The following is a 23,618-nucleotide window of genomic DNA, read 5'->3' as shown; positions in this document are numbered from 1 at the left end:
GCAAACATGGAAAAGTTACTTAAAATATTGTTTGTCCTGCTTATCGTCAAACCATTGGTGTTTATTGGGCTGGGGCTTAACATCATTAATCGTCCGAACCTACCAAGCAAAGGACCGGTCATTGTTGCGGCAAACCACAACAGTCACCTCGATACGCTCGTATTATTGGCGCTGTTTCCAATCCGCTTGGTTGGTCGGGTTCGGCCGGTCGCCGCTGCTGATTACTTTTTAGCGAATCCGCTGATTTCTTGGATTTCTCTTAATGTGATCGGCATTATTCCCATTCGTCGCTCGCCTTCCAAAAGCCAACGTGATGCCATTTTCGATGAGTGCCATAAGGCGCTTCATAATGGTGATATTCTGATCATTTTCCCAGAAGGCAGTCGTGGTGATCCCGAAGTCATGAGTGGTCTAAAAAAGGGCATTTTCCATTTGGTGAAAGACCACGAGCAATGCCCGGTGGTTCCGATTGTTATGAGAGGGCTAGGACTTGCTCTGCCAAAAGGAACAGCGATGTTTGTACCGTTTAATTGCGATGTTGTTCTTGGCGAGCCCATTGCGCATTTTGAAGATGCGGATGAATTTGTTGAGGTGATGCAGAACCAATATCGGGAGCTAGCGGAGATGTGTATTGTTCAGGTAGCAGATGCTGACTGAGAGAGTAAGAAAGACCGGATTTAAACCAGATAAAGTAAGCTAATCGACTGAAATTTGGGGAATTGATCTTACTTTAGAGACATGAAATTCGAATTTCATTTTCTCGACAACGGATTCGGTTAAAATCTGCTCTCATACTTATTGGTCAGGGAAGTACACATGCATTCTGTTTATATTGGGGAAAAGCCAGTCAAACCTTCTAAGGTGGTTTGTGTTGGACGCAACTATCTTGAGCATATCCACGAGCTAAACAATGCAATCCCTGACGAAATGGTGGTTTTCAATAAGCCCAATGCGTCGGTTACTTCCCGTCTAACTTCCTTCCATCAAGAATCACTGCACTACGAAGGCGAAATTTGTTTTGTCGTACAAAAGGGTGAGCTTAGTGCGGTTGGCCTAGGGCTGGATCTGACGAAACGTGAGTTGCAAGCAAGCTTAAAAAATAAAGGGCTCCCATGGGAGCGAGCCAAGTCGTTTGATGGCTCTGCCGTGTTCAGTCGGTTTGTGCCAATAAAAGGTCTTGCCATTGAAGAGCTGCAACTAGAACTGTTTATCAACTGTGTTCGCGTCCAGTGTGGTGGAGTAAAACAAATGATTTTCTCACCGCAAGCCATTCTTTCTGAACTCAAGAGTTACACTACGTTGTTTGATGGCGACATCATTATGACAGGCACTCCGCAAGGCGTGGGGGAGGTGCATCAAGGCGATGTGTTTCTTGGGCGTCTAAAGTGCGCAGACAAGACCTTGATTGAAATTGAATGGGTTGCCGAGTAGCAAAAGTCTTTACCTTACCCTTTGGACAAGCTTTAACCTCTAGTTGTTGGGTCAACCGGAGGTTTTTTATGGGATGTTGTAATCAAGCGCCAAATGGCGGAAGTTCAAATTTAGGATTGCTGTGTAAAACCATCGCCGTGATTGGAGTAGTGTTGTTGGTATTGGTTGTGTTATTTGGTTAGGGTCAGTTGATCTTTCGAACAAAATTTAACCGCGAAAGATCAACAGACCCTAATGCAAACATGACAAAATTGTCATGTTAGTGAGCGGTATTTGTCAGAGCTGAAAGGGCATTATGGCCTCAACAAAACAACAGCTCTGCTAGAGGCAAATACGATGAACACACTGAAAAAACTAACACTTGTTACCACGCTCGCTGTCCTAAGTACGGGTGCATTTGCATCTCAAGGTGCCCAACTTTCAAGTGGTGGCTACATCAATCGCACGTCTTCAACGTCATTGTTTACACCGGCACAAGAGAGTAAACAAGCTGCATTTGATAGCGCATATCAGGAACTGCAAGACCTTCAGGCAAGCTCAACTCGTGACTTGCGCCGTGCTCTGAATATCTGGGTTACCACACCACGTGAAGCAAACAGTGTTCGCCTTAAAGATAACGCATACATTACCGTAGACGAGCGTATGAACGGCCAAGGTGAAATGGAATATGTCGGTAAAATTAATGTGACTTACCAGTACCTAGAGCGTGACGACAACAACTAAGGGTAGTCGTCGTTATACCGCTTTCATCATGTTTCATGCTCAACAATCTCAAGGAAATTACCTCTAGGAGGGAGCCTTGAGATTTGTTGAGGAGATTTTATGAGTCTGAAAAAGGCTCATTTGTTATATTCAACGCCTTGTAATGACCCCATCAGATAAGAGTGGCTCGCGATGAAATTGCTGGTTATAGAAGATGAATTGAAAGCAGGGCAATACCTTCAAAAAGGTTTGTCTGAGTCTGGCTATACGGTGGATTTATCTCGTGATGGAGTGGATGGTTTATATCAAGCGACAACGCTGCCATACGACCTGATCATTCTGGATGTGATGTTGCCAAAGCTCAATGGCTGGCAGGTATTACAAACATTAAGAAGCTCAGGGATCATGGTTCCAGTGATCATGCTGACAGCAAAAGATCAAATAGAAGAGCGGGTCAAAGGATTTGATTTGGGCGCTAATGACTATTTGATCAAACCTTACGCCTTCGCAGAATTGCTTGCACGAGTGCAAAATGCATTGCGGCACACATCGGCAACATCCTCCAATATACATGAAAGCAACACGTTGCAAGTGAGTGATTTGGAACTGGATTTACTTAAACGTACGGCTAAACGTCAGGGGCAGCCAATCGCTTTGACAGCAAAAGAGTTTGCGTTACTTGAGCTATTTATGCAGAAAGAGGGTGAAGTACTGACTCGCACCTCCATTGCCTCTTTAGTTTGGGATATGAATTTTGACAGCGATACCAATGTGATCGACGTTGCTGTGAAAAGGCTGAGAGCTAAAATTGATAAGCCTTTTGATATGCCGTTGCTACACACGGTGAGAGGAATGGGGTACAAACTGGAATCGCCAGTATGAAGGCATTAAAACAATCTTCGATGAAGCGTTCATTAATGCTGATGTTTTTTGTGACCTCTGTTCTGGTATTGAGCTTGATTGGCGTGGTTGCGCAATTGATGGTCAAGCAGCACTTTGTCAAAGAAGATACTCAGTTTCTTAATCAAAAGCACGATGTGTTAGTGGAACTGATGAAACAGCCAGTGAATACACGCCAAACGATGTTTGAACTGTTCGTGAAAAACAACGTAGTGATCTGGCTGGTGGATAATGAGGGGCTGATCTACCAAAACTCCACGGCATTGGTGTCAGACGCACTTCTGAATGATGCTCGCCGTGTTAACGATTGGAGCTATGAAGGGGTCACTTATCGTACCAAGCTGTATACATTGGATGACCCAAAATATAAAAAAGCCCTGCTTGGCTTGTCGATTGATCATCATCTTGAATTTTATCGTAGCCTTAAACGAATTTTGCTCACACTCATGTCGGCGGCAAGCCTTTTTATTGCATTCGCTTGTTACGCCATTGTTCGTCGAGGGTTTAAACCCATGTCGACATTGCAGTCTCATTTGGCCGAAATTAATACGGAAAACATGGATAATCGGCTAGATGACCACTCCTTGCCTGAAGAGCTCCAACAGCTTGTTATGAGCCACAACCAAATGCTCGATCGGTTAGAACAAGGGTTTCAGCGGCTAAGTGACTTCTCCTCTGACATTGCTCACGAACTGAAAACCCCTTTGGCGAACATCACCACGCAGTCGCAAGTGATTCTATCTCGAGAGCGCTCTGTCGCAGAGTATCAAGATGCGTTGTGCTCAAACCTTGAAGAAATTGAACGTCTAAGTAAAACCATTAATGACACACTTTATCTAGCAAAATCAGAAAACCGGCTGTTAAGTAAACAAGAACAGGTGTTTGAGCTCGGAGAGCTGATGGCACAAAGTGCCAGCTATTACGGCATTATGGCAGAAGAAGAGGCGATCCAAATTGAAGTTATCGGCCAAGCATGGGTGACGGCGGATAAAGCGATGATGGCTCGGGTAATCAATAATTTACTCTCAAACGCCATCCGTCACGCCGCACAAAGCAGTACTGTTTTTGTTAGTGTTGTAGAGTCTTGTGACGGGGTGATTTTGTCTTTTATCAACCAAGGCGAGACGATCAGCTCTGATGATCTCCCTTACATCTTTAATCGCTTTTATCGTGCTGATAAATCACGGCAACACAGTGGTAGCGTAGGGGCTGGACTTGGTTTGGCTATCGTGCGCTCCATTGTAGAAGCGCATCAAGGCTGGATACGCGTGGACTCAAAAGAGGGCATCACCGAGTTTAAGCTCTGGTTGCCTACCAAAGCTTAAAGATAAGAAATGCTGTCATACTGATGAGGGTAGTAAGCAACACATTTTTGGTTTTCCACGCAATTACCGCCGCAAGTATTGCTCCAAGTAGGTAAGGGTTATTCGGGCTAAGCCAAAGTTCGTTATCGTGTGGCAGAAACACAATCGGAGCCCAAATTGCTGTTAGAACGGCAGGGCCAGAATAGCTTAGCAGTCGTTGTGCCTGAGGATTGAGTTTGAGCGGCAGCTTCGGTTCCAAAAAGAGGTAGCGACTGAGAAAGACCAAAGCCGTCATGGCGAGGATGGATAGCATGATCATGGCTGACCTCCTTTCATGGTTTCGATGAAGTAGCCAGCGAACATGCCACCAAGAGCGGCAAACATCAGTCCTGACTCGATCTTAAGGTAAGCGCAGATCACAGAGATCAATAGAGCAACTATCACTGAAACTAAAACCGCACTGTTTTTGATGGTGGGGATGACAATGGCAATAAACGTTGCGGCGACAGCAAACTCCAACCCTAATTCGTTCATCGCGGGGATGTAACTTCCAGCGATGATCCCGACTAAAGTGGCTAAGTTCCAGCATAAATAAAAACTCAGCCCTGCACCAAGGGCATACCAGCGGTTAAATTGCTTTTCTGACTGTTGACCACAAATGGCAAACAGTTCATCAGTGAGTAAAAAACCTAAAGTTAAGCGCCACTTCAAAGGGAGTGGACTAATGGTCTTGCGCATTGAAATGCTGTAGAGCAAATGACGAGATGTAATAAAAAAGGTTGCGATAAGCATCGTGGTGATACTGGCACCAGCTTTGAGCATACCAGTAGCAACCAGTTGCGCTGAGCCTGCAAACAGAATGGCTGAAAGCGCTTGGCTCTCAAATGGATTTAATCCCGCATCTATCGCAAACGAGCCAGCCAGCAACCCCCAAGGAAGAACCGCAATACTCAAAGGAAGCATGGCTATCGTACCTTGCCAGAATAATTGCTTACGTCCGATGTGTGGTGAAGAAATAGTCATGGTATCCATAGTATTTAGATGATGTTGTTGTGTTTCGCTACAGAATGGCAAAACGTGATAGTTACCGCTTGTATAAAATTGCTTAGGCCAGACATTAAAGTGACTGGCGGTACTGTTTCGGTGTGACGCCCATAGCGCGTTTGAAGTGTCGGTGGAAATGGCTTTGATCGTGAAAGCCAGATTCCTGAGCGACATCAGAGATCTTCTTACCACTCTTCAATAATTGTTTTGAGAAACGCAGCCGTGCTTGAATTTGATAGGCGTGCGGCGGTAAACCGAACTCTTTTTGAAAGGTTCGAACCAAATAATACGGGCTAAGCCCAGCTAACTGGCTGAGTTCTTCCAAAGAGATGTCGGCCTGTGGAAAGTCATCAAGGAATTCTTTGACCAGCAGTAGTTGATGCTGGCCATTGTTTTTCGGTTGATAGTGCTGACGACGCTTGCCATGACGGCTGATAAGCTTGACTAAGGTTCCATACACCAAGGTTTCCCGGAGTAAGCGATTTTCAGAATGTTTTAGAGTATGAAAAACCAGCCTAAGCTGCTGGGCAAGCTCTGGGTCATATACGACTGGTTCTGGAAAATACGGGATACCAAGATCGGACCCTAAGCCTTCAGTAAGCGCTTGGAACTGCGCCGGTAGTGGGTACATGGCTCTGTATTCCCAACCGCCTTCGGTTGCGGTTTGACCATTATGCACTTCATCAGCATTAACCAGAATAATACTGTCTTGCGGGGCTATGTGATTGCCACCTGTGCGATAAAATCGTTGTGCGCCTTTGTCAATGACACCAATGGTATAACCTTCATGACTATGACGGGAAAAGTTCTGATGGGTGTACTTGGCATCGAGCAACTCAAGGCCACCAAACTCTTGCGCGATCTGGAAGCTGGCAGATTCTTTCGGATTGGAGGTTTTGCTCATGGTTACGCCTGATGTCCCTTGGTTTTGACAGTCTAGAGTAACCTGATGTAAAGATTTTGTACAAAATTGCGCTTTCTGCAAAATAAAGTTTTATAGAAAGCGCATGAGTGATTACAGACGTGAATTTGCTAGGCCCAAACCAAAACTAATAAACAGGGCACCACTGATGTAATTTAGCCATTTACTGGTTTTTGGCGTGGTCAGGAATGATTTCACTCGCGTCGCGAAGATGATCAGAAAGATAAACCAGCTTGCCACGATGACGGCTTGCAGTGCACCAAGCACTAAGCTCTGTTGCAGTAAATGCTCCGGGGGCACAAATTGCGGAAAGATCGAGAGGTAAAACAGTACGATCTTTGGGTTGAGCAAATTCGTTAATAACCCCTTGCGAAAGCTTTCACCGAGTTTACGCTGACGGACGTCAGGCGTTGGCTGGAACTGGGTTGTGGATAGTCGAAAGCCAGAGCGTAAATTAGTGATACCTAACCAAATCAGATAAAGCACTCCCACCCATTTAAAGATAGAAAAAGCCATTGTCGACTGGGCAAGTAGTAGGCTTAGTCCTTTCGCAGAGATAAAAGCATGAACAAGGAAGCCAACTGCCACACCAACAATATTCGCCAGTGCTTGAGATCGACCTTGAGTCAGTGCGGTAAAAAGGATCAATAGTGCATTAGGGCCAGGGATCACCGCCAAAAAGAAGACGATGCTGCCAAAGGCTAGCAGAGTGTCGATAGTCATAAAAAACTCCAATAAGAAACCGACGCGTAAAACACGCGCATGTTGTTATAGCGAGAAGCGTTATTTCTTATTGCGCTGGTGGGCAGCGGTTACAACACGTGCACATAACTTTTTCCTATCGTAGAGACAATCTCAATATACGCCGCTTATGTCATGATGCAATGATTTATAAAATTTATGTTAAGTCATCCACTGATTTTGTTGGAAATGGTGGCAACTTAATGAAATTACTAGATCTTAGTTGTTAATTTTGTGTGTTTGTTTTTTATTGGTAGGTATTGCTGGATTGGGTGTTTTCGTTGATATAAAATCTCGCCTCTTTTTTGTTCCAATAAATTATAACAATGATCGATATCTCTATTCTTCCGGTCTATTTAACCGCTGTCATCGCGCTGCTGTTACTCCCTGGGCCTGACATGTTACTGATCGCCAGCTCAAGCATGAGTTATGGCCGTCGCGTCGGGATTTTTGCCAGCTTAGGTAACGCCACTTCTGGTGTGATCTTAACTCTCCTTGCTGCGCTTGGTGTATCCGCACTGATTGCAATGAGCCCATTAGCCTTAAAAGCACTGCATTTATTAGGTGGTGCCTACTTATTGAAGATGGGGTGGGATTGTTTACGGGCCACGGCGGCGGAAACTCCTGAGCTTGGTTCTGAGGGGAAAATGGCGACCACATTTTACCAGCGAGCGTTGGTCAGTAATCTATTGAACCCTAAAGCTCTGGTATTCTTTGTGATGTTTTTGCCCCAGTTTGTTTCGGGCAATATTACGGCAACATCAGGTGAACAGATGCTTGCTTTGGGGTTGCTCCTCAATGTGCTTGGTTTGGCGTTTAACCTAGTATTAGTTGCGCTAGTGGGCACGCTTGGTAAACCGTTATTAGAAAATGCACGTTTTCGTACCTATCAGCATAAATTTATGGGGGCCATTTTTATTTTACTGGCGCTCTGGATGCTCAGTTCATTTGCCAGCTAACCATAGGGTCTGTTGATCTTTCGAGATGATTTTTGCAGCAATTTGTGGGTTCTTTATACAAGGCAGAGCTTATTCGGTGTAATTGCTCTACATCAATGAGTGATAACGCAGTAAAAATAAGCCACAAATGCTGCCCAAAGGGTTCGTTTCTATGCCTTTTACTCTTTGTTGCAAGGTATTTGCTTAGAATGACTAGGCGTCACACCTTGCGTCGCGATTAAAAGTCATAGAACTCGAACAAAATTTAACCGCGAAAGATCGACAGACCCTAGCTAAAGGCCAACATTGTTTGGCCTTTTTTGTGTGCTATTTTCGCTGAACATACCCACATATTGGCTCTAGCTCACTTTTCCTGTCTTTGAGATATTGAGCTTGGTCGATATTGTTTATACCCTCAACAGGAACTGACTCTCACCCCGAGCATAAGGAATTGATATGGCAATTCATTTTTTGGTCAACCCACCTAAAAACATCAAAGATACGATCTACAACGGTCTTAAAGCGTTTAACATGCGTCATTTCCCTGATGAAGATATTGAAAGCATTGCGTGTATAGCAACGGATGACAATGGTGACACCATCGGAGGCCTAACTGGGGAAGTCTTCACCAATACATTATTTGTCGAATTTTTCTGGATTGATGAGTCTGCGCGTCAATCTGGCTTAGGTCGTCAGATCATGCAGCATTTAGAACAAGAGGCGAAGGCTAAAGGGGTAACGCATTTGTACCTTGATACCTACACATTTCAGGCGCGTGATTTTTACCTCAAGCTGGGCTTTGAAGAAGTGGGGCGCTATACCGGATTTCCTACGAAAGGCATCGATAAAATCTTCTTACAAAAGGCGTTGTGATGATCGCAAGTAACCTCTTTTTTGGTTACTTGCGCATAGCTGTAGAGTGGAAAACTTATAGGTAGGTGCCCCGAATTGGGTAATTGTTTTCTGGATTACGGATAAATTCCAATCCAGCCAATAGCGTGGCTAAATCTGGCCTCACAAATGGGCCATTTGAAACATCGATAACTTGCACTTGGCCCTTGTCGTTCACAACAAAGATTCCCGGTTCAGAAAAAGGATGGTCAGTCTCTTGTTCAGAACGTGGGGATGAAATATAAAGCCCTAGCGTCTTCATTTGCTCAATACTAAGCCCATACGCAATCGGAAAATTGACAGACAGCTTCTCCATGTGCGCAGCAACTTGGGCTTGGCTATCGGCTGATACTGCAACGATATCAATACCGAGTTTGAGAAACCGTTCTTTCAATTCCTGTAGTTCATTCAAATAACGAGTGCAAAGTGGGCAATGCTTGCCGCGGTAGACAACCACTAGGCGCCAATCTGCTGGTTGTGATGGAGAGCCAAGCTCAATGCTGCCACCATTAAAGGTAGGAAGAGTGATTGATGGGAAAAGGCCACCGGCCTCAAATTTGTTTGTTGTCATTATTGAATCCTCAAGAGTACAACTCGAACTACTTATGTTGATGGGAATTAAGTTGTAGTTGATTAAGACCTTGGTTAGCCAGAAATGTATTCGCGAACCTTGTGCTGAACTGTTGTAGCTTGGAATGGATATTAGAGGTAAATAAAAACGACTAAAACTGATCAAAAACGACTAGTACCTATGCGTTTTTGGAATAACTGGCAGGATCATCAAGCAATTGAATTGAGAACACGCCACTCAAAGGGTGTTGTTTGGTTGATTTTCTATCGTAAAAGGTGCCTAATCTGGGCTTGTTTTCATGAAACTTTGCATCGATTTTACTTTTGTTTATGGGCAATTGTATTATCGTCTGCGCGTCCATTATTGAAAGTGACACATTAACCTCTTATGAAATTTGTCGACAGAGAAAAATCAGCACGATTGAGCCTTGCACTAGTTTGTTGGGTTGTGTTGTTGTGTCTGGGGCAAAATGTCGGTGCGGTTAGTGCCTGTGAGCTTAAATACCAAACTATTCAAAACGTTGCTCAGGATTCCGTCCAGAAAGTAAAGAGTGACCAAGATGGCGTGAGTAAAAAGTGCGATCTTTCAGAGCACCTGATTCAGGTACAGCAGCATCACCTTGATGATGTTGTTGTCACAGGCTTTATATTTGCGTTTGTACTTATCGCATGGTTACTCACTTACTATGTTTCTTTTCAACGTTTTACAGAGCCAATTCCCTATAAAGGCCGGCTTCATCTCACTTTCTGTGTCTTTAGAGAATAACAACGAAGCCACTGTTTGAAAGAGCAGTGATTAACCCTGTTTGTTATTTTTTGGAGTACATATGACTCATTTATTTAAATCTCTGCGTGGTACGACGCGCATTGTTCTTGCTCTCGTCCTTACATTCTATTCATTCGTGAGTATGGCCGATGTGGTTTCAACTGGATGGTTGAACCAACCTGAGCACCCGCCGGTGAAGACGCGTTTTGTTCTTACTGGACAGGTCGATAGCAGTAAAAAAACCGTTGAAGGCTTTTTGGAAGTCGAGTTGACGGGTGACTGGAAAACCTATTGGCGTTCGCCAGGAGAAGGAGGGATAGCACCCTCAATAGACTGGAAAAATTCACGCAATTTTACAGCCGAGAAATGGCACTGGCCATTTCCACAACGCTTTGAATTGCTAGGAATTGAAACCGTTGGTTATAAAGGGGATATCGTATTCCCAATGACGTTACAGGTGGAAGATTTTTCACAGCCTGTAGTGTTGGATGCGACGTTGACCTTATCGACCTGCACAACGGTCTGTGTACTGACAGATTATCCTATCAAGCTTGAGTTTACGCCAAACCAGCTGACGCTTTCTGGCAAGGAAGTGCATTTACATGCGCAAGCGATGAGCCATGTTCCTCAAGCATCGCCAAATATCAAGACCTTAGCGGCAGTGTGGGAGCCATCGACAAAGCAAATTCAACTCGTGGCTGAGCGCGCTACAGGATGGACGAATCCGGAAATATTGGTGGATGGGGACAGTGAAAAACTATTGGATTATCACTTTTCTAAGCCAGAAATACAGTTAGATGGTCAAAAACTGATAGCCACACTCACCGTGGACAGTTGGTTGGGAGATCCTGAGCTTGATAACGAGCAGCTCAATATGACCATCAAAGATGATAACTTCCTGGCAGAACAAAAAATTTCAGTGAGCAGTGGGGTGATTGTACCAAGGCTGTCGGGTGAAGATTCTTTGGCTTCGATGTTTCTCATTGCACTACTGGGCGGATTGATCCTCAATGTGATGCCCTGTGTCCTGCCTGTACTTGGCATGAAGTTGAGTGGCGTTATTTCTGCGCAGGGCTTAGCTCGCAAGCAGATTCGATGGCAGTTCCTTGCTTCATCAGCAGGTATTGTGACCTCATTTTGGTTACTTGCGCTGTTCTTAGTTTTGTTAAAACTCTCTGGTGGGATGGTCGGGTGGGGCATTCAATTCCAAAGCCCTTGGTTTATTGGCGTTATGGTCGCGATCACTGCGCTATTTGGTGCCAACATGCTCGGACTGTTTGAGATCCGCCTTTCATCAAATGCCAATACGTGGATGGCAGCGAAAGGGGACAGCTCTTACCTTGGTCACTTTACTCAGGGAATGTTTGCAACACTGTTGGCAACACCATGTTCGGCGCCCTTTTTAGGTACGGCGGTTGCATTCGCTTTGGGCGCTGATTCAGTCACAATTTTTGTGATTTTTACAGCGTTAGCGTTGGGGATGTCAATGCCTTGGTTATTGGTTGCTGCAATGCCATCGATTGCAAGCCTACTGCCTAAGCCGGGAAACTGGATGAACAAAGTGAAGTGGTTGTTTGGTGGCATGATGCTACTCACAAGTCTCTGGTTGTTGTCGTTACTTGCGAACCACCTACCAGTCTTCTGGGTTGTCGTCATTGCAGCAAGCTTGTTCATCTGGATGCTGCTTAGATCTCAACGGGTGTATGGCAACAAAGTCATGGCGGTGGCGGGTGGCAGCGCGTTATTGCTGACGGTGGGTGGTTTACTTTTGGGGAGCTTTACTGCTCAACATTGGGTGACACCACTCCCGCAAGAACCAGCATGGCAGCCACTGTCTAACGAAATAATTACAAAGTCTGTGGAACAAGGTAAGACTGTGTTTGTCAATGTAACAGCGGATTGGTGTGTTACCTGTAAAGCCAACAAGATTGGCGTGTTACTGCAAAACCCCGTGTACGACGCATTGAATCACCAAAATGTCGTGCCGATTGAAGCAGATTGGACACACCCAGAAGGTAAAGTGACAGATTTTCTTCAATCTCACGGTCGTTATGGTGTGCCCTTTAATATTGTCTATGGACCGAATGCGCCACAGGGGATTCCATTGCCTGTCATTTTGAGTGAGGAATCGGTTATGGATGCGCTAAGCCGAGCAGGAGGATAGCTTAGATGAAACGAAAAACAGCGACGCGCTGGCTAAAGGAAATCGCGGTGTGGGGGCTGTTTGCTTTAGTGATTTCTGTGGCAGTGGATTGGTATCGAGGACAAGATTTACCTTCCCAAACCGCGCCACCTCTTGCTGGTCATACTCAATATGAGTTGTCAGCAGACTTATTATCAATGAGTCATGAACGTCCGGTTATTGTGTATTTTTGGGCGACGTGGTGTGGGGCATGCAGATTCGTGAGCCCAACCGTGAACTGGTTAAGTCAGCATTATTCGGTGATTGGTGTATCCCTTTCATCGGGCGAAGACCTGCGTGTGAATCGGTATTTAGCAGCGAAAGAGTATCAGTTTGCCAATATTAATGATCGCCATGGTGAACATGCGAGAAATTGGCAGATTGGTGTTACTCCAACCATTTTTATCGTCAAAAATGGCGAGATCAAATCAGTAACGACCGGAGTGACGACTCCTATCGGACTGCTTGCTCGTCTTTGGTTAAGTTAATTGGAACTTATTATGAAACGTATTTTTGTCTTATTGCTGTCTGTGACGGCGTTATTTAGTACAGGTGCATTTGCACAAAATGATACAGACCAGAAAATTGAGCAGATCGTCACCATGTTAAAAGAAAATCCTGATGTGATTGATGGGTTATATGAAAGCTTGGCGATGTACATCAAACAGACTCAACAATTTGAAATGTTGCTTAAAAGCAGCCAGTCGTACATCAACGATGCATCTCATCCAACTCTGGGTGATGCCAATCCAAAACTCACTATCGTGAATATGACGGACTTCAGCTGCCCTTACTGCAAAAAACTCGACCCAGTACTAGAGCGTATTGTAAAAGACGTGAAGGGTGTGAAAGTGGTGAACTTATTAGTTCCGCTGAAAGAGCAGGGGAGCGACATCAGTTCAGCAAGTTATGCACTTAATGTTTGGAAGCATGATAAAGCGGCTTACGCAAAAGTATCTGAGTTATTGCTGAAAAAACCGGGCGCGCATAACAGCGCGTCATTGAAGAAAATCGCGAAAGCAACTGGCACCGAGCAATACTTGAAAGTTGAAGATGAGAGTGAATCTGTGGTTAAGCGAAACTACGGACTCTTTAGTGCGTTTGGCATGCGTGGAACACCGGCAATGATCATCGGAGATCAAGTACTGCCAGGTTATGTTCCTTACGAGCAGTTGGTTGAAGTAGTGAAAAGTAAACTGGAACAAAGCTAATCGTACTTCTCTAATCACTTTGTAGTGAGCAGAGAAACGAATTGTGTTGACTACTGATAAGCTAGGGCATTGCTATGCCCTAGCTTATTTTTTAGTAAAATGCGCGCTTCAATGCCATTTCAAGGCCGCGAACTTCTGCTAAACCTTTCAAGCGACCGATGGCTGAATAGCCGGGGTTGGTTTTTTTCTTTAAGTCATCCAGCATTTGGTGCCCATGATCTGGACGCATAGGAATTAAACGGTGATCGCCCGCGTCTGCACGGCGTTTTTCTTCATCCAAAATTGCCATCACCACGTTGTACATGTCCACATCGCCATCAAGATGTGCGGCTTCATGGAATGTCATCGGGTTGCTTTCTTCACGTTTGGTTGAACGTAAGTGGGTGAAATAAATCCGCTCGCCATGCTTTTTGATCATCTTGACGAGATCATTATCACCGCGGACGCCGTAGGAGCCAGTACACATAGTCAAACCATTCATTTTGCTTGGCACTTTTTCAGTTAGCCAATCAATGTCTTCGATGGTTGAAACAATGCGAGGCAAGCCAAGAATAGGGCGAGGAGGATCGTCTGGGTGTACCGCAAGCTTCAGGCCATTTGCTTCGCACACTGGCATCAGTTCCGCGAGGAAATAAGCCATATGCTCACGTAGCTTGTCTTTGCTGATCGCTGCATAACGGTCTAGCTGGGCTTGGAACTCTGCTAATGTGTAACCTTCTTCTGCGCCCGGTAACCCCGCAATAATATTGCTGGTGAGTTGTTGGATTTGCGCTTCAGACATGTTGTTGAAGTATGCTAATGCCTGTGTTTGTTCTGCTTCGGTGTAATCCGCTGTTGCGCCCGGGCGCTTAAGGATGTGTAACTCAAAGGCAGCGAAGGCAATTTGGTCAAATCGCAATGCTTTCGAACCGTCTGGCAGTTCAAATTCAAGATCGGTACGTGTCCAGTCTAAAACTGGCATAAAGTTATAGCAGACCGTATCAATGCCGCATTCGGCAAGGTTACGCAGTGTTTGTTTGTAGTTATCAATCCATTGCTGGAAGTGGCCAGTCTGAGTTTTGATTTCCTCGTGAACGGGGACACTTTCAACCACTGACCACGTTAAGCCTTTCTCTTCAATGATCGCTTTTCGTTTTAAAATCTCTTCTTTTGACCACACCTCACCATTAGGAATGTGGTGTAAGGCATTCACGATACCAGTTGCGCCAGCTTGACGAATATCGTCTAGCGACACAGGGTCATTTGGGCCGTACCAACGCCAAGTTTGTTCCATGACACTCACCTTAATTGAGGCGCACTCAACCTGCTCAGCTTTCTCAAGCTAAGTACGCACCAGTTGTTTTAATATGCAATTACTGCAGTGTAGTTGCGCTGACTAAATACACCGACCGAAGTCGGCTATGAGGCTAGCTGTGTTCTACACCCTGAAGTACCACGGGGTTGGAACTAAACAGATAGCCATCAAAATCTGGGTCATCGATGTCTGACAATGCCAATAGGCGTTGTTTGACGTTTTCAAGGTGTTGCCACATGGCATTTTTTGCAGCGATTGGATCTTTACGTTGCAATGCGGCGAGGATTTTGGCGTGATCGTCTAACCACTCTTTACGGTAGTCTTGACCCGAGATGTGGGAATGAAGCTTTTTCCACATCGGGCTGCTCTCGCGTCGTGCCCAAGATTGCTTCAGCATGTCCACCAACACGGAGTTTTGGGTTGCCTCTGCAATGCACAGATGAAACCTCTCATCACCGTTGTAATCTGCGGTGCCATGAGCCAGTTCATCACGTTCTAGCTCAAGGGCGGCTCGCATTTTTACGATGTCGCTTGGAGTCACTTGCATCGCTGCAAACTCAGCAATGTTGCTTTCAAGTAGCTGACGCGCTTGGAGCATTTCGAACGGACCAGCATCATCACTGATCACGTTCTCACGAGAGTTCGGTTGAGATGGAATATTGATCACGTATACGCCAGACCCTTTTTTTACTTCGACAAGGTTTTCCAGCTCCAGCATGATGATTGCCTCACGCACCACTGTGCGGCTCACGTCAAGACGCTCTGAGATATCGCGCTCAGGTGGGAGCCTGTCACCAACCTGATATTGGCCGCTGATTAGCTCTTGTCTAAGGACTAAACCGATCTCTTGATACGGTCTTTTCGGTTCAAAAGGCATCATGCTGATATTGTCACTATATTCCATCTAACTTCTCACGCCATCATAACGACCAATAGAAATTGGTCAACCTCTATGTTCCACTTCGTGGTAACACCTTGTTTTCGATGGTTTACTACTACTTATCCTATGAATTATTGAACGGCTTTGATTTCTTTAATGAGTTCATTTAATTCAGGTTTTGTTTTCTCTATATCGGTATACATTGGTTGAACTGCTTCAACGAAAGCCGCTTTATTTGGTTCAACAAACGTTACCCCCATTTTCTCTGCTTTTGCTCGCTCTTTCGCTTCCGATTCAGCCCATAGCTTCTTCATGTATTCCGAAGAGTCTGCTGCGGCTTTCATCAATGCTTTTTGCTGCTCTGGTGTTAGCTTGTCATAGGTCTTAGTAGAGATAACCAATACGTCTGGCACCATGGTGTGCTCATCCAAGCTGAAGTATTTTGCGACTTCGCTGTGACGGCTCAAGCTAAATGATGGGATGTTGTTTTCCGCAGCATCCACCACGCCTTGTTGTAATGCGGTGTATAGCTCGCCATATGCGAGTGGTGTTGGGTTTCCGCCTAGTGCTTTAACCATTGCAATGGCTGAAGGGCTCGGCTGTACACGCACTTTTAGGCCTTTGAGATCTGCTGGTGTATTGATGGGTTTGTTGGTGTAGAAGCTACGAGCACCAGCGTCATAGTAAGTCACACCAATAAAGCCACTATCTGCAGAAGAGTTGAGGATTTCACGACCGACTTCGCCATCTGTCACTTTGTAGTAGTGGTCTTTATCGCGGAATAGATAAGGCATGTTGAACGCCGAATATGCCGGAGAGAATGCTTCCAATTCAGCCGCGTTGCTCTTCACCATATCTAATGCACCATTTTGCATCAGTTCCATTGACTCGCGCTGTGTGCCTAATTGTGCGTCTGGGTAAATCCGGATGCGCACTTCTCCATCAGTCATTTCACGAACTTCTTTTGCCATAAAGTCCATCGCTTTATGTACTGCATGGTCGCGTGGGTGGTTATGGCTCAGCTTTAAGGTAGTCGCAGCATAAGCAGAAGCAGTGGCGCCAACGGTCATAGCAACAACGACTACTGCGTTTAAAAGAGTCTTACGCGTCTTCATTCTTCTGTTCTCCTTGGATTGGTTGTCCAATATGTAGGGTAGCATTATTTTTCTTTCGAAATATTTTGTTTCTAGGCCATTGTTGGCGATAAAAAAACCAGTTGTCAAAATTAAAAATTAAATTGATTGACCAAAATCACAGTAAAATGGCTAATTTTGGTTGACCAGTTCGTTTGTGAGTCTGCTCACGTGACAACCAAAGCGGCTAACTTATAATCGACTCAGAAAGATTGGCGTATATTGCGACTCTGCATAAAAACACCTATGAGTATTGGCATGCCAATTTTGCAAGATACGTATTTATTTACTTTGAAAGGAAATAAAAATGAATAAATTGGTCAACTGCATCAACAGGGGATTGGCCGCTTTTACCATCTCCTTATCGACCTTCCTCGTTTTTTGCGTGATCTGGCAGGTGCTCTCTCGCTATGTGATTGGAAAACCAAGCACGGTAACTGATGAGTTGGCTCGTTATCTTTTTATGTGGGTAGCACTTATTGGGGCGGCTTATACCACTGGTCTAAAACGCCACCTTGCGATCGATTTGCTGACGATGAAACTGCAAGGAAAACGCAAGCTTATCAATGAAATCGTTATCCAAATTGCCATTGCACTGTTCTCTTATGTGGTTTTGGTTCATGGCGGTACGCAACTGGCTCTGAAAACGTTGGCGACAGGCCAAGTCACACCAGCACTTGGTTTAGAAATGGGCTATATCTATTTCTGCTTACCTATTAGTGGTGCCTTGATGATCTTCTACTCGGTGCTATTTGCTTTCGACCGCATCAAACAACTGACGTCTGGTGAAGCCCTACTCACCGACACCCAACTTGACCAATAGAGGGTTTCACAATGGAATGGCAATTAATTCTTACGTTGTTCGGTAGTTTCGCAGTTCTACTTGCGATTGGTGTGCCGGTCTCTTTTGCAATCGGCTTGTCGTCATTAGCGACTATTTTGATGAGCTTACCGTTAGAGCCTGCCATCGCCGTTGTGGCGCAGCGTATGGCAGCAGGCCTTGATAACTTTGCTCTATTGGCAATCCCGTTCTTTATCTTGGCGGGCAACATCATGAACCAAGGTGGTATCGCACTGCGCCTTATTAATTTTGCAAAAGTGCTAGGCGGTCGTCTTCCGGGATCACTGGCACACGTGAACGTCATGGCAAACATGATGTTTGGTTCTATTTCTGGTTCGGCAGTAGCCTCGGCGGCTGCCGTGGGTGGCACCATGTCACCACTACAAAAAAGAGACGGTTATGACGAGAATTACTCTGCAGCGGTCAACATTACTTCTTGTCCATCTGGTTTGTTGATCCCACCAAGCAACACACTGATCGTGTTCTCATTAGTGTCTGGTGGTACGTCTATCGCAGCGCTGTTCCTAGCGGGTTACATTCCTGGGATTTTGATGGGACTTAGCATCATGATAGTGGCGGGTATTATCGCCAAACGCCGTGGTTATCCGGTGGCAGCGCGTCCTTCACTAGCGATGATTTGGGATACTTTTTTGAAAGCGGCTCCTTCATTAGCGCTGATAGTAATCATCATGGGTGGCATCATCGGTGGCGTATTCACCGCTACGGAGGCATCCGCCATTGCGGTGATGTATACCTTTACCTTAGCAGTATTGATTTATCGTGAAGTGAAGTGGCGTGATCTGCCGAAGATCATCTTAGAATCTGCGGTAACCACATCCATCGTTTTACTGCTTGTTGGAGCGTCGATGGGGATGTCTTGGGCAATGGCGAACGCAGACATTCCTTATATGATTGCAGATGGTTTATTAGCTATCTCAGATAACCCATTAATGATTCTGCTGATTATCAACATCATTCTGTTGATTGTCGGTATCTTCATGGATATGACACCAGCGGTACTTATCTTTACGCCTATCTTCCTGCCAATCGCACTAGATATGGGTATCGACCCTGTACACTTCGGCATCATGATGACCTTCAACTTGGCGATTGGTATCTGTACCCCACCAGTAGGTAGCGCGTTATTCATCGGTTGTTCTGTGGCGAATGTTGCCATCGACAAAGTGATTAAACCTCTACTTCCATTCTACGTTGCACTGATTGCAGCACTAATGGCGGTGACTTTTATTCCTCAGCTAAGTCTGTTCCTACCTAACCTTGTTCTTGGCTACTAATAATTCGTAAGATAAACCATCCCGCAGGGTCGCCTGCGGGAAAAGGAATACCACAATGAAGACTATTTCGAATTCCACTCTGAATGAACACGTTCTGCTTCCGGACTACGACCGCTCAACGCTTAAAAGCCGTATTGTTCACCTTGGTTTTGGTGCTTTCCACCGAGCGCACCAAGCCTTATTTACCAATGAAATGCTGAGCAAAACAGGCTCGGATTGGGGCATTTGTGAAATCAACCTATTTGGGGGTGAAGACTTAATTCAATCGCTGCGTGCGCAAGATCACCTCTACACAGTGGCAGAAAAAGGCGCAGAATCGAATGAGGTAAAGGTGATTGGTTCAGTCACCGAGTCACTGCATCCAAAACTAGACAGCATTCAAGCGGTGTTAGAAAAAATGGCAGAACCACAAGTGGCGATCGTTTCAATGACGATTACCGAGAAAGGCTACTGCGTCGACCCAGCGACGGGCACGCTTGATAAAAACAACCCGCTAGTTATTGCTGACCTTGCCAACCTAACGGAGCCAAAATCAGCACTGGGTTACATCGTGCAAGCACTGAAGATGCGTCGTGAACGCGGACTGACGCCATTTACCGTGATGTCTTGCGATAACGTGCAAGAGAACGGGCACGTAGCAAAAGCAGCGGTACTTAAGTTCGCTCAACTGCTCGACCCAGAGTTGCGCGACTGGATCGAAACCAACGTTACCTTCCCTTGCACCATGGTTGACCGCATTGTGCCAGCAGCAACAGAAGAAACGCTGACCGAAATCGCTGAGCTACTTGGCTGTGAAGACCCGTGTGGCATTGCTTGTGAACCTTTCCGCCAATGGGTTATCGAGGACAACTTCGTGGCTGGTCGTCCTGATTGGAGCGTGGCTGGCGCAGAATTTGTTGCCGACGTTGTGCCTTACGAAGAAATGAAGCTGCGCATGCTAAATGGTAGCCACTCGTTCCTAGCCTACCTAGGTTACCTTGGCGGTTACGCGCACATCTCTGACACCATGACAGATGAAGGCTACCGCAAAGCGGCATTCGACATGATGATGCAAGCGCAAGCCCCTTCGCTGACCATGCCAGAAGGCACCGATTTAGAAGGCTACGCCAAGCTGCTTATCGAGCGCTTCACTAACCCAAGCTTAAAACACAAAACATGGCAAATCGCGATGGATGGCAGCCAGAAGATCCCACAACGCATGGGTGGCAGCTTACGATTCCACCTTGCTCAAGGTTCTAACTTCTCATGGTTGGCAACGGCGATTGCAGGTTGGATGCGCTACGTATCCGGTGTGGATGAGCAAGGCAACGACATTGATGTTCGCGATCCAATGGCAGAGACACTACGTCAGATCTGCGACCAACACGGCTTGAACGTTTCTGTTGTGCCTGCGTTGCTCGCGGTTGAAGCCATCTTCCCTGCAGAACTTGGTCAAAACCCACAAGTGATTGATGCGGTGAGCAGTGCTTACCAGTCGCTGATTGATAACGGTGCTCGTGCCACTGTCGCTGCGTTGTAATAGGAGTTAACGATGAAGAATTTCTTGTGTGAAGACTTTTTACTCTCAAACGAAACTGCACGTCGCTTGTACCATGAGCATGCGTTCCACCAGCCAATTTATGATTACCACTGCCACCTAAACCCAGCGGAAGTGGCGCAAAATCGTCAGTTCGATAACTTGGGTCAAATCTGGCTTGAAGGCGATCACTACAAATGGCGTGGCATGCGCTCGGCAGGCATTGAAGAGCGCTTGATTACGGGTGATGCGAGCGATTACGACAAATACATGGCGTGGGCGAAGACGGTTCCTCAAACCTTGGGCAACCCGCTTTACCACTGGACGCACCTAGAACTGCGTCGCCCATTCGGCATTACCAATACGCTGTTTAGCCCAGACACAGCAGACCAAATTTGGCATCAATGTAATGAGCTGCTTGCGACACCTGAATTTACAGCTCGCGGCATCATGCAGCAAATGAACGTCGTAATGGCGGGCACAACCGATGACCCTATTGATTCACTGGAACACCATAAAGCGATCGCAGAAGACGACACCTTTAACGTCAAAGTGCTACCGAGCTGGCGTCCGGATAAAGCATTCAAGATTGAATTGGACGTGTTTGCGGATTACATGCACAAACTGGGCGAAGTAGCAGACATTGAGATCCGCCGCTTTGATGATTTATTAAGTGCGCTTGATAAACGTTTGGCACACTTCGATGCACATGGCTGTCGTGCGGCAGACCACGGCATTGAGATCGTCCGTTACGCGCCGATCCCAAGCGAGGCTGATTTAGATGCGTTGCTGGCCCGTCGTTTGAATGGCGAAGTGTTGTCCGAGCTTGAATGTGCGCAGTTCTCTACCGCAGTTCAAGTTTGGCTCGGCAAACGCTACGCGCAATTGGGCTGGGTCATGCAGCTTCATATTGGCGCACAACGCAACAACAGCACACGCATGTTCCAACTACTAGGTGCTGATGCTGGCTTTGACTCGATTGGCGATCGCCCATTTGCTTTTGAACTGGCACATCTATTGGATGAAATGGACCAAACCAATGAGCTGCCCCGCACCATTCTTTACTGTTTGAACCCTCGTGATAACGAAATGATGGCGACCATGATTGGTAACTTCCAAGGTGGCGGCATCGCGGGCAAAGTGCAGTTTGGCTCGGGTTGGTGGTTCAACGATCAGAAAGACGGTATGCAACGCCAAATGGAACAGCTTTCTCAACTTGGTTTGCTCAGCCAATTCGTCGGCATGTTAACCGACTCGCGCAGCTTCTTGTCTTACACTCGTCACGAATACTTCCGCCGCATCTTGTGTGACATGGTCGGTCGTTGGGCTGAGAACGGCGAAGTTCCGAATGACCTATCGTTGCTTGGCCCTATGGTCGAAGACATCTGTTTTGGTAACGCAAAACGCTACTTTGAAGAGAGGGCGTAACCAATGAAGCACATCGCCATTATTGGTGAATGTATGATTGAGCTGAATGGCAAACCGTTCGGCTCAATGCATCAAACATTTGGTGGGGATACGCTCAACGCTGCGGTTTATTTGAGCCGCGGCTGCGAAGCCAATAGCAAACCTGATGAAGTTAAAATCTCTTACGTTACCGCACTTGGCAATGACCCAATCAGTACGGGAATGCTGACTCGCTGGGAAGACGAAGGCGTATCAACAGACTTAGTGCTGCGCGATGAGACTCGCACGCCGGGTTTGTACTTGATTCAGCTTGATGACCAAGGCGAGCGTACGTTCCTATATTGGCGCAATCAATCAGCAGCACGTTACCTACTTCAACATCCTAACTTTGGGCTGGTTAAGCAAGCATTAACTCAAGTGGATGCGGTGTTCCTCAGCGGTATCTCTTTGGCCATCTTGCCAGAAGAAGACCGAATTTCACTGCTCAACTTATTGGTCGAACTTAAAGCCCAAGGCGTTGAAATCGCGTTTGATAGTAACTTCCGTCCAGCACTATGGCCTCAAGACGATAATCAAACCGTCAAAAACGTTTACCAAGCCATGTATCAACTGACGGACGTTGCCTTGGTGACTTTTGATGATGAGCAATTGATCTGGGGTGACGATACACCAGAGCAAACCATTAAACGCCTTACCTCTCTTGGCGTAGGCAAATGCATCGTCAAGCTCGGTGCAGATGGCTGCTTAGTTCAAGACTCAACAAATCAGGGTTCGAGCGCGGCTCTGGCTCCACAAGCCGTGCCAACCCAACCTGTCGCTCAAGTGGTGGACACCACATCGGCGGGCGACTCATTCAATGGTGGCTTTTTATCGGCATACCTTACTGGCGCAGATCTCGCGACTTCATGTCAAAGAGGCAACGCGCTGGCAGGTGCTGTGATTCAACATCGCGGTGCCATCATTCCCAAAGCATTCACACAACCGGCGCTTGGCGTCGTTTAAGGAACACTCATGTCTAGCATTAAAGAACAATTGAAAGCTCTGAAAGTCATCCCTGTAATCGCCATTGATAAAGCAGAAGACATTATCCCACTGGGTAAAGTACTGGCAGAAAACGGACTACCAGCGGCTGAAATCACCTTCCGTTCAGCAGCGGCTGCAGAAGCGATTCGCCTACTGCGTGAAACCCAGCCAGACATGCTGATTGGCGCAGGTACGGTGCTAAACCGCGAGCAAGCAATTGCAGCAAAAGAAGCAGGCGCAACCTTTATCGTATCGCCTGGCTTTAACCCAAATACCGTTAAAGCGTGCCAAGAAATCGGGATTGATATCGTACCGGGTGTGAACAACCCAAGCACAGTTGAAGCCGCACTGGAAATGGGACTAACCACCTTGAAGTTCTTCCCTGCCGAAGCTTCTGGCGGCATCAATATGGTGAAATCACTACTTGCGCCATACACCGACATCGAACTGATGCCTACTGGTGGCATTAACCCTACGAACATCAAAGATTACTTAGCTATCCCACGCGTATTGGCATGTGGTGGTACGTGGATGGTAGACAAGAAACTGATCGAAGCGGGCAACTGGGAAGAGCTTGCACGCCTAACTCGCGAAGCGGTTGCTTTGGTCAATGATTAAAGCGCCATA

At 46.2% G+C, this 23,618-nt stretch carries 25 protein-coding genes; 17 read left to right on the top strand and 8 right to left on the bottom strand.

The window, feature by feature from the left end; all coding sequences use genetic code 11:
• Positions 1 to 6: 6 nt before the first annotated feature.
• The 5 genes from ACQEXS_RS10130 to ACQEXS_RS10110 all read left to right on the top strand — a co-directional run bounded on the left by ACQEXS_RS10130 (position 7) and on the right by ACQEXS_RS10110 (position 4,358).
• A complete protein-coding gene (locus ACQEXS_RS10130) occupies positions 7 to 657 on the top strand; it encodes a lysophospholipid acyltransferase family protein (protein WP_427013738.1) in 651 nt (216 codons plus the stop codon).
• A gap of 159 nt (positions 658 to 816) precedes the next feature.
• The gene (locus ACQEXS_RS10125) at positions 817 to 1,431 is read left to right on the top strand and encodes a fumarylacetoacetate hydrolase family protein (RefSeq protein ID WP_427013737.1); all 615 of its coding nucleotides are present in this window, start codon (positions 817 to 819) and stop codon (positions 1,429 to 1,431) included.
• A 336-nt stretch (positions 1,432 to 1,767) separates the two neighbouring features.
• Positions 1,768 to 2,154, top strand: a complete 387-nt coding sequence (locus tag ACQEXS_RS10120; RefSeq protein WP_427013736.1) for a DUF3316 domain-containing protein — start codon at positions 1,768 to 1,770, stop codon at positions 2,152 to 2,154.
• Between the two features lie 171 nt (positions 2,155 to 2,325).
• Positions 2,326 to 3,015, top strand: coding sequence for a heavy metal response regulator transcription factor (locus ACQEXS_RS10115; protein WP_367990244.1), 690 nt, complete (start codon positions 2,326 to 2,328; stop codon positions 3,013 to 3,015).
• A complete protein-coding gene (locus ACQEXS_RS10110) occupies positions 3,012 to 4,358 on the top strand; it encodes a heavy metal sensor histidine kinase (protein ID WP_427013735.1) in 1,347 nt (448 codons plus the stop codon). Before ACQEXS_RS10115 ends, ACQEXS_RS10110 begins: the two co-directional genes overlap by 4 nt.
• On the opposite strand, the gene ACQEXS_RS10105 is transcribed toward ACQEXS_RS10110, so the two are convergent.
• From ACQEXS_RS10105 to ACQEXS_RS10090, 4 genes are all read right to left on the bottom strand, one after another.
• Positions 4,345 to 4,656, bottom strand: coding sequence for an AzlD domain-containing protein (locus ACQEXS_RS10105; protein ID WP_367990242.1), 312 nt, complete (start codon positions 4,654 to 4,656; stop codon positions 4,345 to 4,347). The genes ACQEXS_RS10110 and ACQEXS_RS10105 overlap by 14 nt on opposite strands.
• Positions 4,653 to 5,369 (bottom strand): AzlC family ABC transporter permease, encoded by a 717-nt coding sequence (locus ACQEXS_RS10100; protein WP_427013846.1) that lies wholly within the window; start codon positions 5,367 to 5,369, stop codon positions 4,653 to 4,655. The genes ACQEXS_RS10105 and ACQEXS_RS10100 overlap by 4 nt, the downstream gene beginning before the upstream one ends.
• An 85-nt stretch (positions 5,370 to 5,454) precedes the next feature.
• Positions 5,455 to 6,285: an AraC family ligand binding domain-containing protein gene (locus ACQEXS_RS10095; protein ID WP_427013734.1), complete on the bottom strand. Its 831-nt coding sequence runs from the start codon at positions 6,283 to 6,285 to the stop codon at positions 5,455 to 5,457.
• A gap of 111 nt (positions 6,286 to 6,396) precedes the next feature.
• A complete protein-coding gene (locus ACQEXS_RS10090) occupies positions 6,397 to 7,026 on the bottom strand; it encodes a LysE family translocator (RefSeq protein WP_427013733.1) in 630 nt (209 codons plus the stop codon).
• A 344-nt stretch (positions 7,027 to 7,370) separates the two neighbouring features.
• Between ACQEXS_RS10090 and ACQEXS_RS10085 the strand changes: the two genes are divergently transcribed.
• Positions 7,371 to 8,003, top strand: a complete 633-nt coding sequence (locus ACQEXS_RS10085; protein ID WP_427013732.1) for a LysE family translocator — start codon at positions 7,371 to 7,373, stop codon at positions 8,001 to 8,003.
• A 435-nt stretch (positions 8,004 to 8,438) separates the two neighbouring features.
• Positions 8,439 to 8,855, top strand: a complete 417-nt coding sequence (locus ACQEXS_RS10080; RefSeq protein WP_427013731.1) for a GNAT family N-acetyltransferase — start codon at positions 8,439 to 8,441, stop codon at positions 8,853 to 8,855.
• A gap of 55 nt (positions 8,856 to 8,910) precedes the next feature.
• Here the strand turns inward: ACQEXS_RS10080 and ACQEXS_RS10075 are convergent, their stop codons facing one another.
• The gene (locus ACQEXS_RS10075; protein WP_427013730.1) at positions 8,911 to 9,444 is read right to left on the bottom strand and encodes a peroxiredoxin-like family protein; all 534 of its coding nucleotides are present in this window, start codon (positions 9,442 to 9,444) and stop codon (positions 8,911 to 8,913) included.
• 387 nt (positions 9,445 to 9,831) lie between these two features.
• Here ACQEXS_RS10075 and ACQEXS_RS10070 point away from each other — a divergent pair, with 387 nt between their 5' ends.
• The 4 genes from ACQEXS_RS10070 (at position 9,832) to ACQEXS_RS10055 (ending at position 13,602) form a co-directional block, all read left to right on the top strand.
• Positions 9,832 to 10,209: a hypothetical protein gene (locus ACQEXS_RS10070; protein WP_427013729.1), complete on the top strand. Its 378-nt coding sequence runs from the start codon at positions 9,832 to 9,834 to the stop codon at positions 10,207 to 10,209.
• Between the two features lie 61 nt (positions 10,210 to 10,270).
• Positions 10,271 to 12,373, top strand: coding sequence for a protein-disulfide reductase DsbD family protein (locus tag ACQEXS_RS10065; protein WP_427013728.1), 2,103 nt, complete (start codon positions 10,271 to 10,273; stop codon positions 12,371 to 12,373).
• 5 nt (positions 12,374 to 12,378) lie between these two features.
• The gene (locus ACQEXS_RS10060; RefSeq protein ID WP_427013727.1) at positions 12,379 to 12,879 is read left to right on the top strand and encodes a protein disulfide oxidoreductase; all 501 of its coding nucleotides are present in this window, start codon (positions 12,379 to 12,381) and stop codon (positions 12,877 to 12,879) included.
• A 12-nt stretch (positions 12,880 to 12,891) separates the two neighbouring features.
• Positions 12,892 to 13,602: a DsbA family protein gene (locus ACQEXS_RS10055; protein ID WP_427013726.1), complete on the top strand. Its 711-nt coding sequence runs from the start codon at positions 12,892 to 12,894 to the stop codon at positions 13,600 to 13,602.
• A gap of 91 nt (positions 13,603 to 13,693) precedes the next feature.
• Here the strand turns inward: ACQEXS_RS10055 and uxuA are convergent, their stop codons facing one another.
• The 3 genes from uxuA to ACQEXS_RS10040 all read right to left on the bottom strand — a co-directional run bounded on the left by uxuA (position 13,694) and on the right by ACQEXS_RS10040 (position 16,891).
• Positions 13,694 to 14,875 carry a mannonate dehydratase gene (gene uxuA, locus ACQEXS_RS10050; protein WP_427013725.1) on the bottom strand — a complete coding sequence of 394 codons (1,182 nt, stop codon included), beginning with the start codon at positions 14,873 to 14,875 and terminating at the stop codon, positions 13,694 to 13,696.
• A gap of 133 nt (positions 14,876 to 15,008) precedes the next feature.
• Positions 15,009 to 15,800: an FCD domain-containing protein gene (locus ACQEXS_RS10045; protein ID WP_367990231.1), complete on the bottom strand. Its 792-nt coding sequence runs from the start codon at positions 15,798 to 15,800 to the stop codon at positions 15,009 to 15,011.
• 107 nt (positions 15,801 to 15,907) lie between these two features.
• Entirely contained in the window at positions 15,908 to 16,891 is a 984-nt protein-coding gene (locus tag ACQEXS_RS10040; RefSeq protein WP_427013724.1) for a TRAP transporter substrate-binding protein, read from the bottom strand.
• Positions 16,892 to 17,216: 325 nt separating this feature from the next.
• Here ACQEXS_RS10040 and ACQEXS_RS10035 point away from each other — a divergent pair, with 325 nt between their 5' ends.
• Genes ACQEXS_RS10035 through ACQEXS_RS10010 form a run of 6 tightly spaced genes read left to right on the top strand, consistent with a single transcriptional unit; the run spans position 17,217 to position 23,609 of the window.
• Positions 17,217 to 17,732, top strand: a complete 516-nt coding sequence (locus ACQEXS_RS10035; protein ID WP_367990229.1) for a TRAP transporter small permease — start codon at positions 17,217 to 17,219, stop codon at positions 17,730 to 17,732.
• Between the two features lie 11 nt (positions 17,733 to 17,743).
• Complete coding sequence (locus ACQEXS_RS10030; RefSeq protein WP_427013723.1) at positions 17,744 to 19,045, top strand: TRAP transporter large permease; 1,302 nt, start codon at positions 17,744 to 17,746, stop codon at positions 19,043 to 19,045.
• Positions 19,046 to 19,100: 55 nt separating this feature from the next.
• On the top strand, positions 19,101 to 20,564 hold the full coding sequence (locus ACQEXS_RS10025; protein WP_427013722.1) for a mannitol dehydrogenase family protein: 1,464 nt from the start codon (positions 19,101 to 19,103) through the stop codon (positions 20,562 to 20,564).
• 12 nt (positions 20,565 to 20,576) lie between these two features.
• Positions 20,577 to 21,989 (top strand): glucuronate isomerase, encoded by a 1,413-nt coding sequence (gene uxaC / locus ACQEXS_RS10020; protein ID WP_208444783.1) that lies wholly within the window; start codon positions 20,577 to 20,579, stop codon positions 21,987 to 21,989.
• Positions 21,990 to 21,992: 3 nt separating this feature from the next.
• Positions 21,993 to 22,970: a sugar kinase gene (locus ACQEXS_RS10015; protein WP_427013721.1), complete on the top strand. Its 978-nt coding sequence runs from the start codon at positions 21,993 to 21,995 to the stop codon at positions 22,968 to 22,970.
• A 9-nt stretch (positions 22,971 to 22,979) separates the two neighbouring features.
• Positions 22,980 to 23,609: a bifunctional 4-hydroxy-2-oxoglutarate aldolase/2-dehydro-3-deoxy-phosphogluconate aldolase gene (locus tag ACQEXS_RS10010; protein WP_427013720.1), complete on the top strand. Its 630-nt coding sequence runs from the start codon at positions 22,980 to 22,982 to the stop codon at positions 23,607 to 23,609.
• Positions 23,610 to 23,618 lie beyond the last annotated feature (9 nt).

Source organism: Vibrio sp. TRT 17S01, assembly GCF_050113695.1.
GTDB lineage: Bacteria > Pseudomonadota > Gammaproteobacteria > Enterobacterales > Vibrionaceae > Vibrio.
This window is presented reverse-complemented; position numbering and strand designations above follow the sequence as displayed.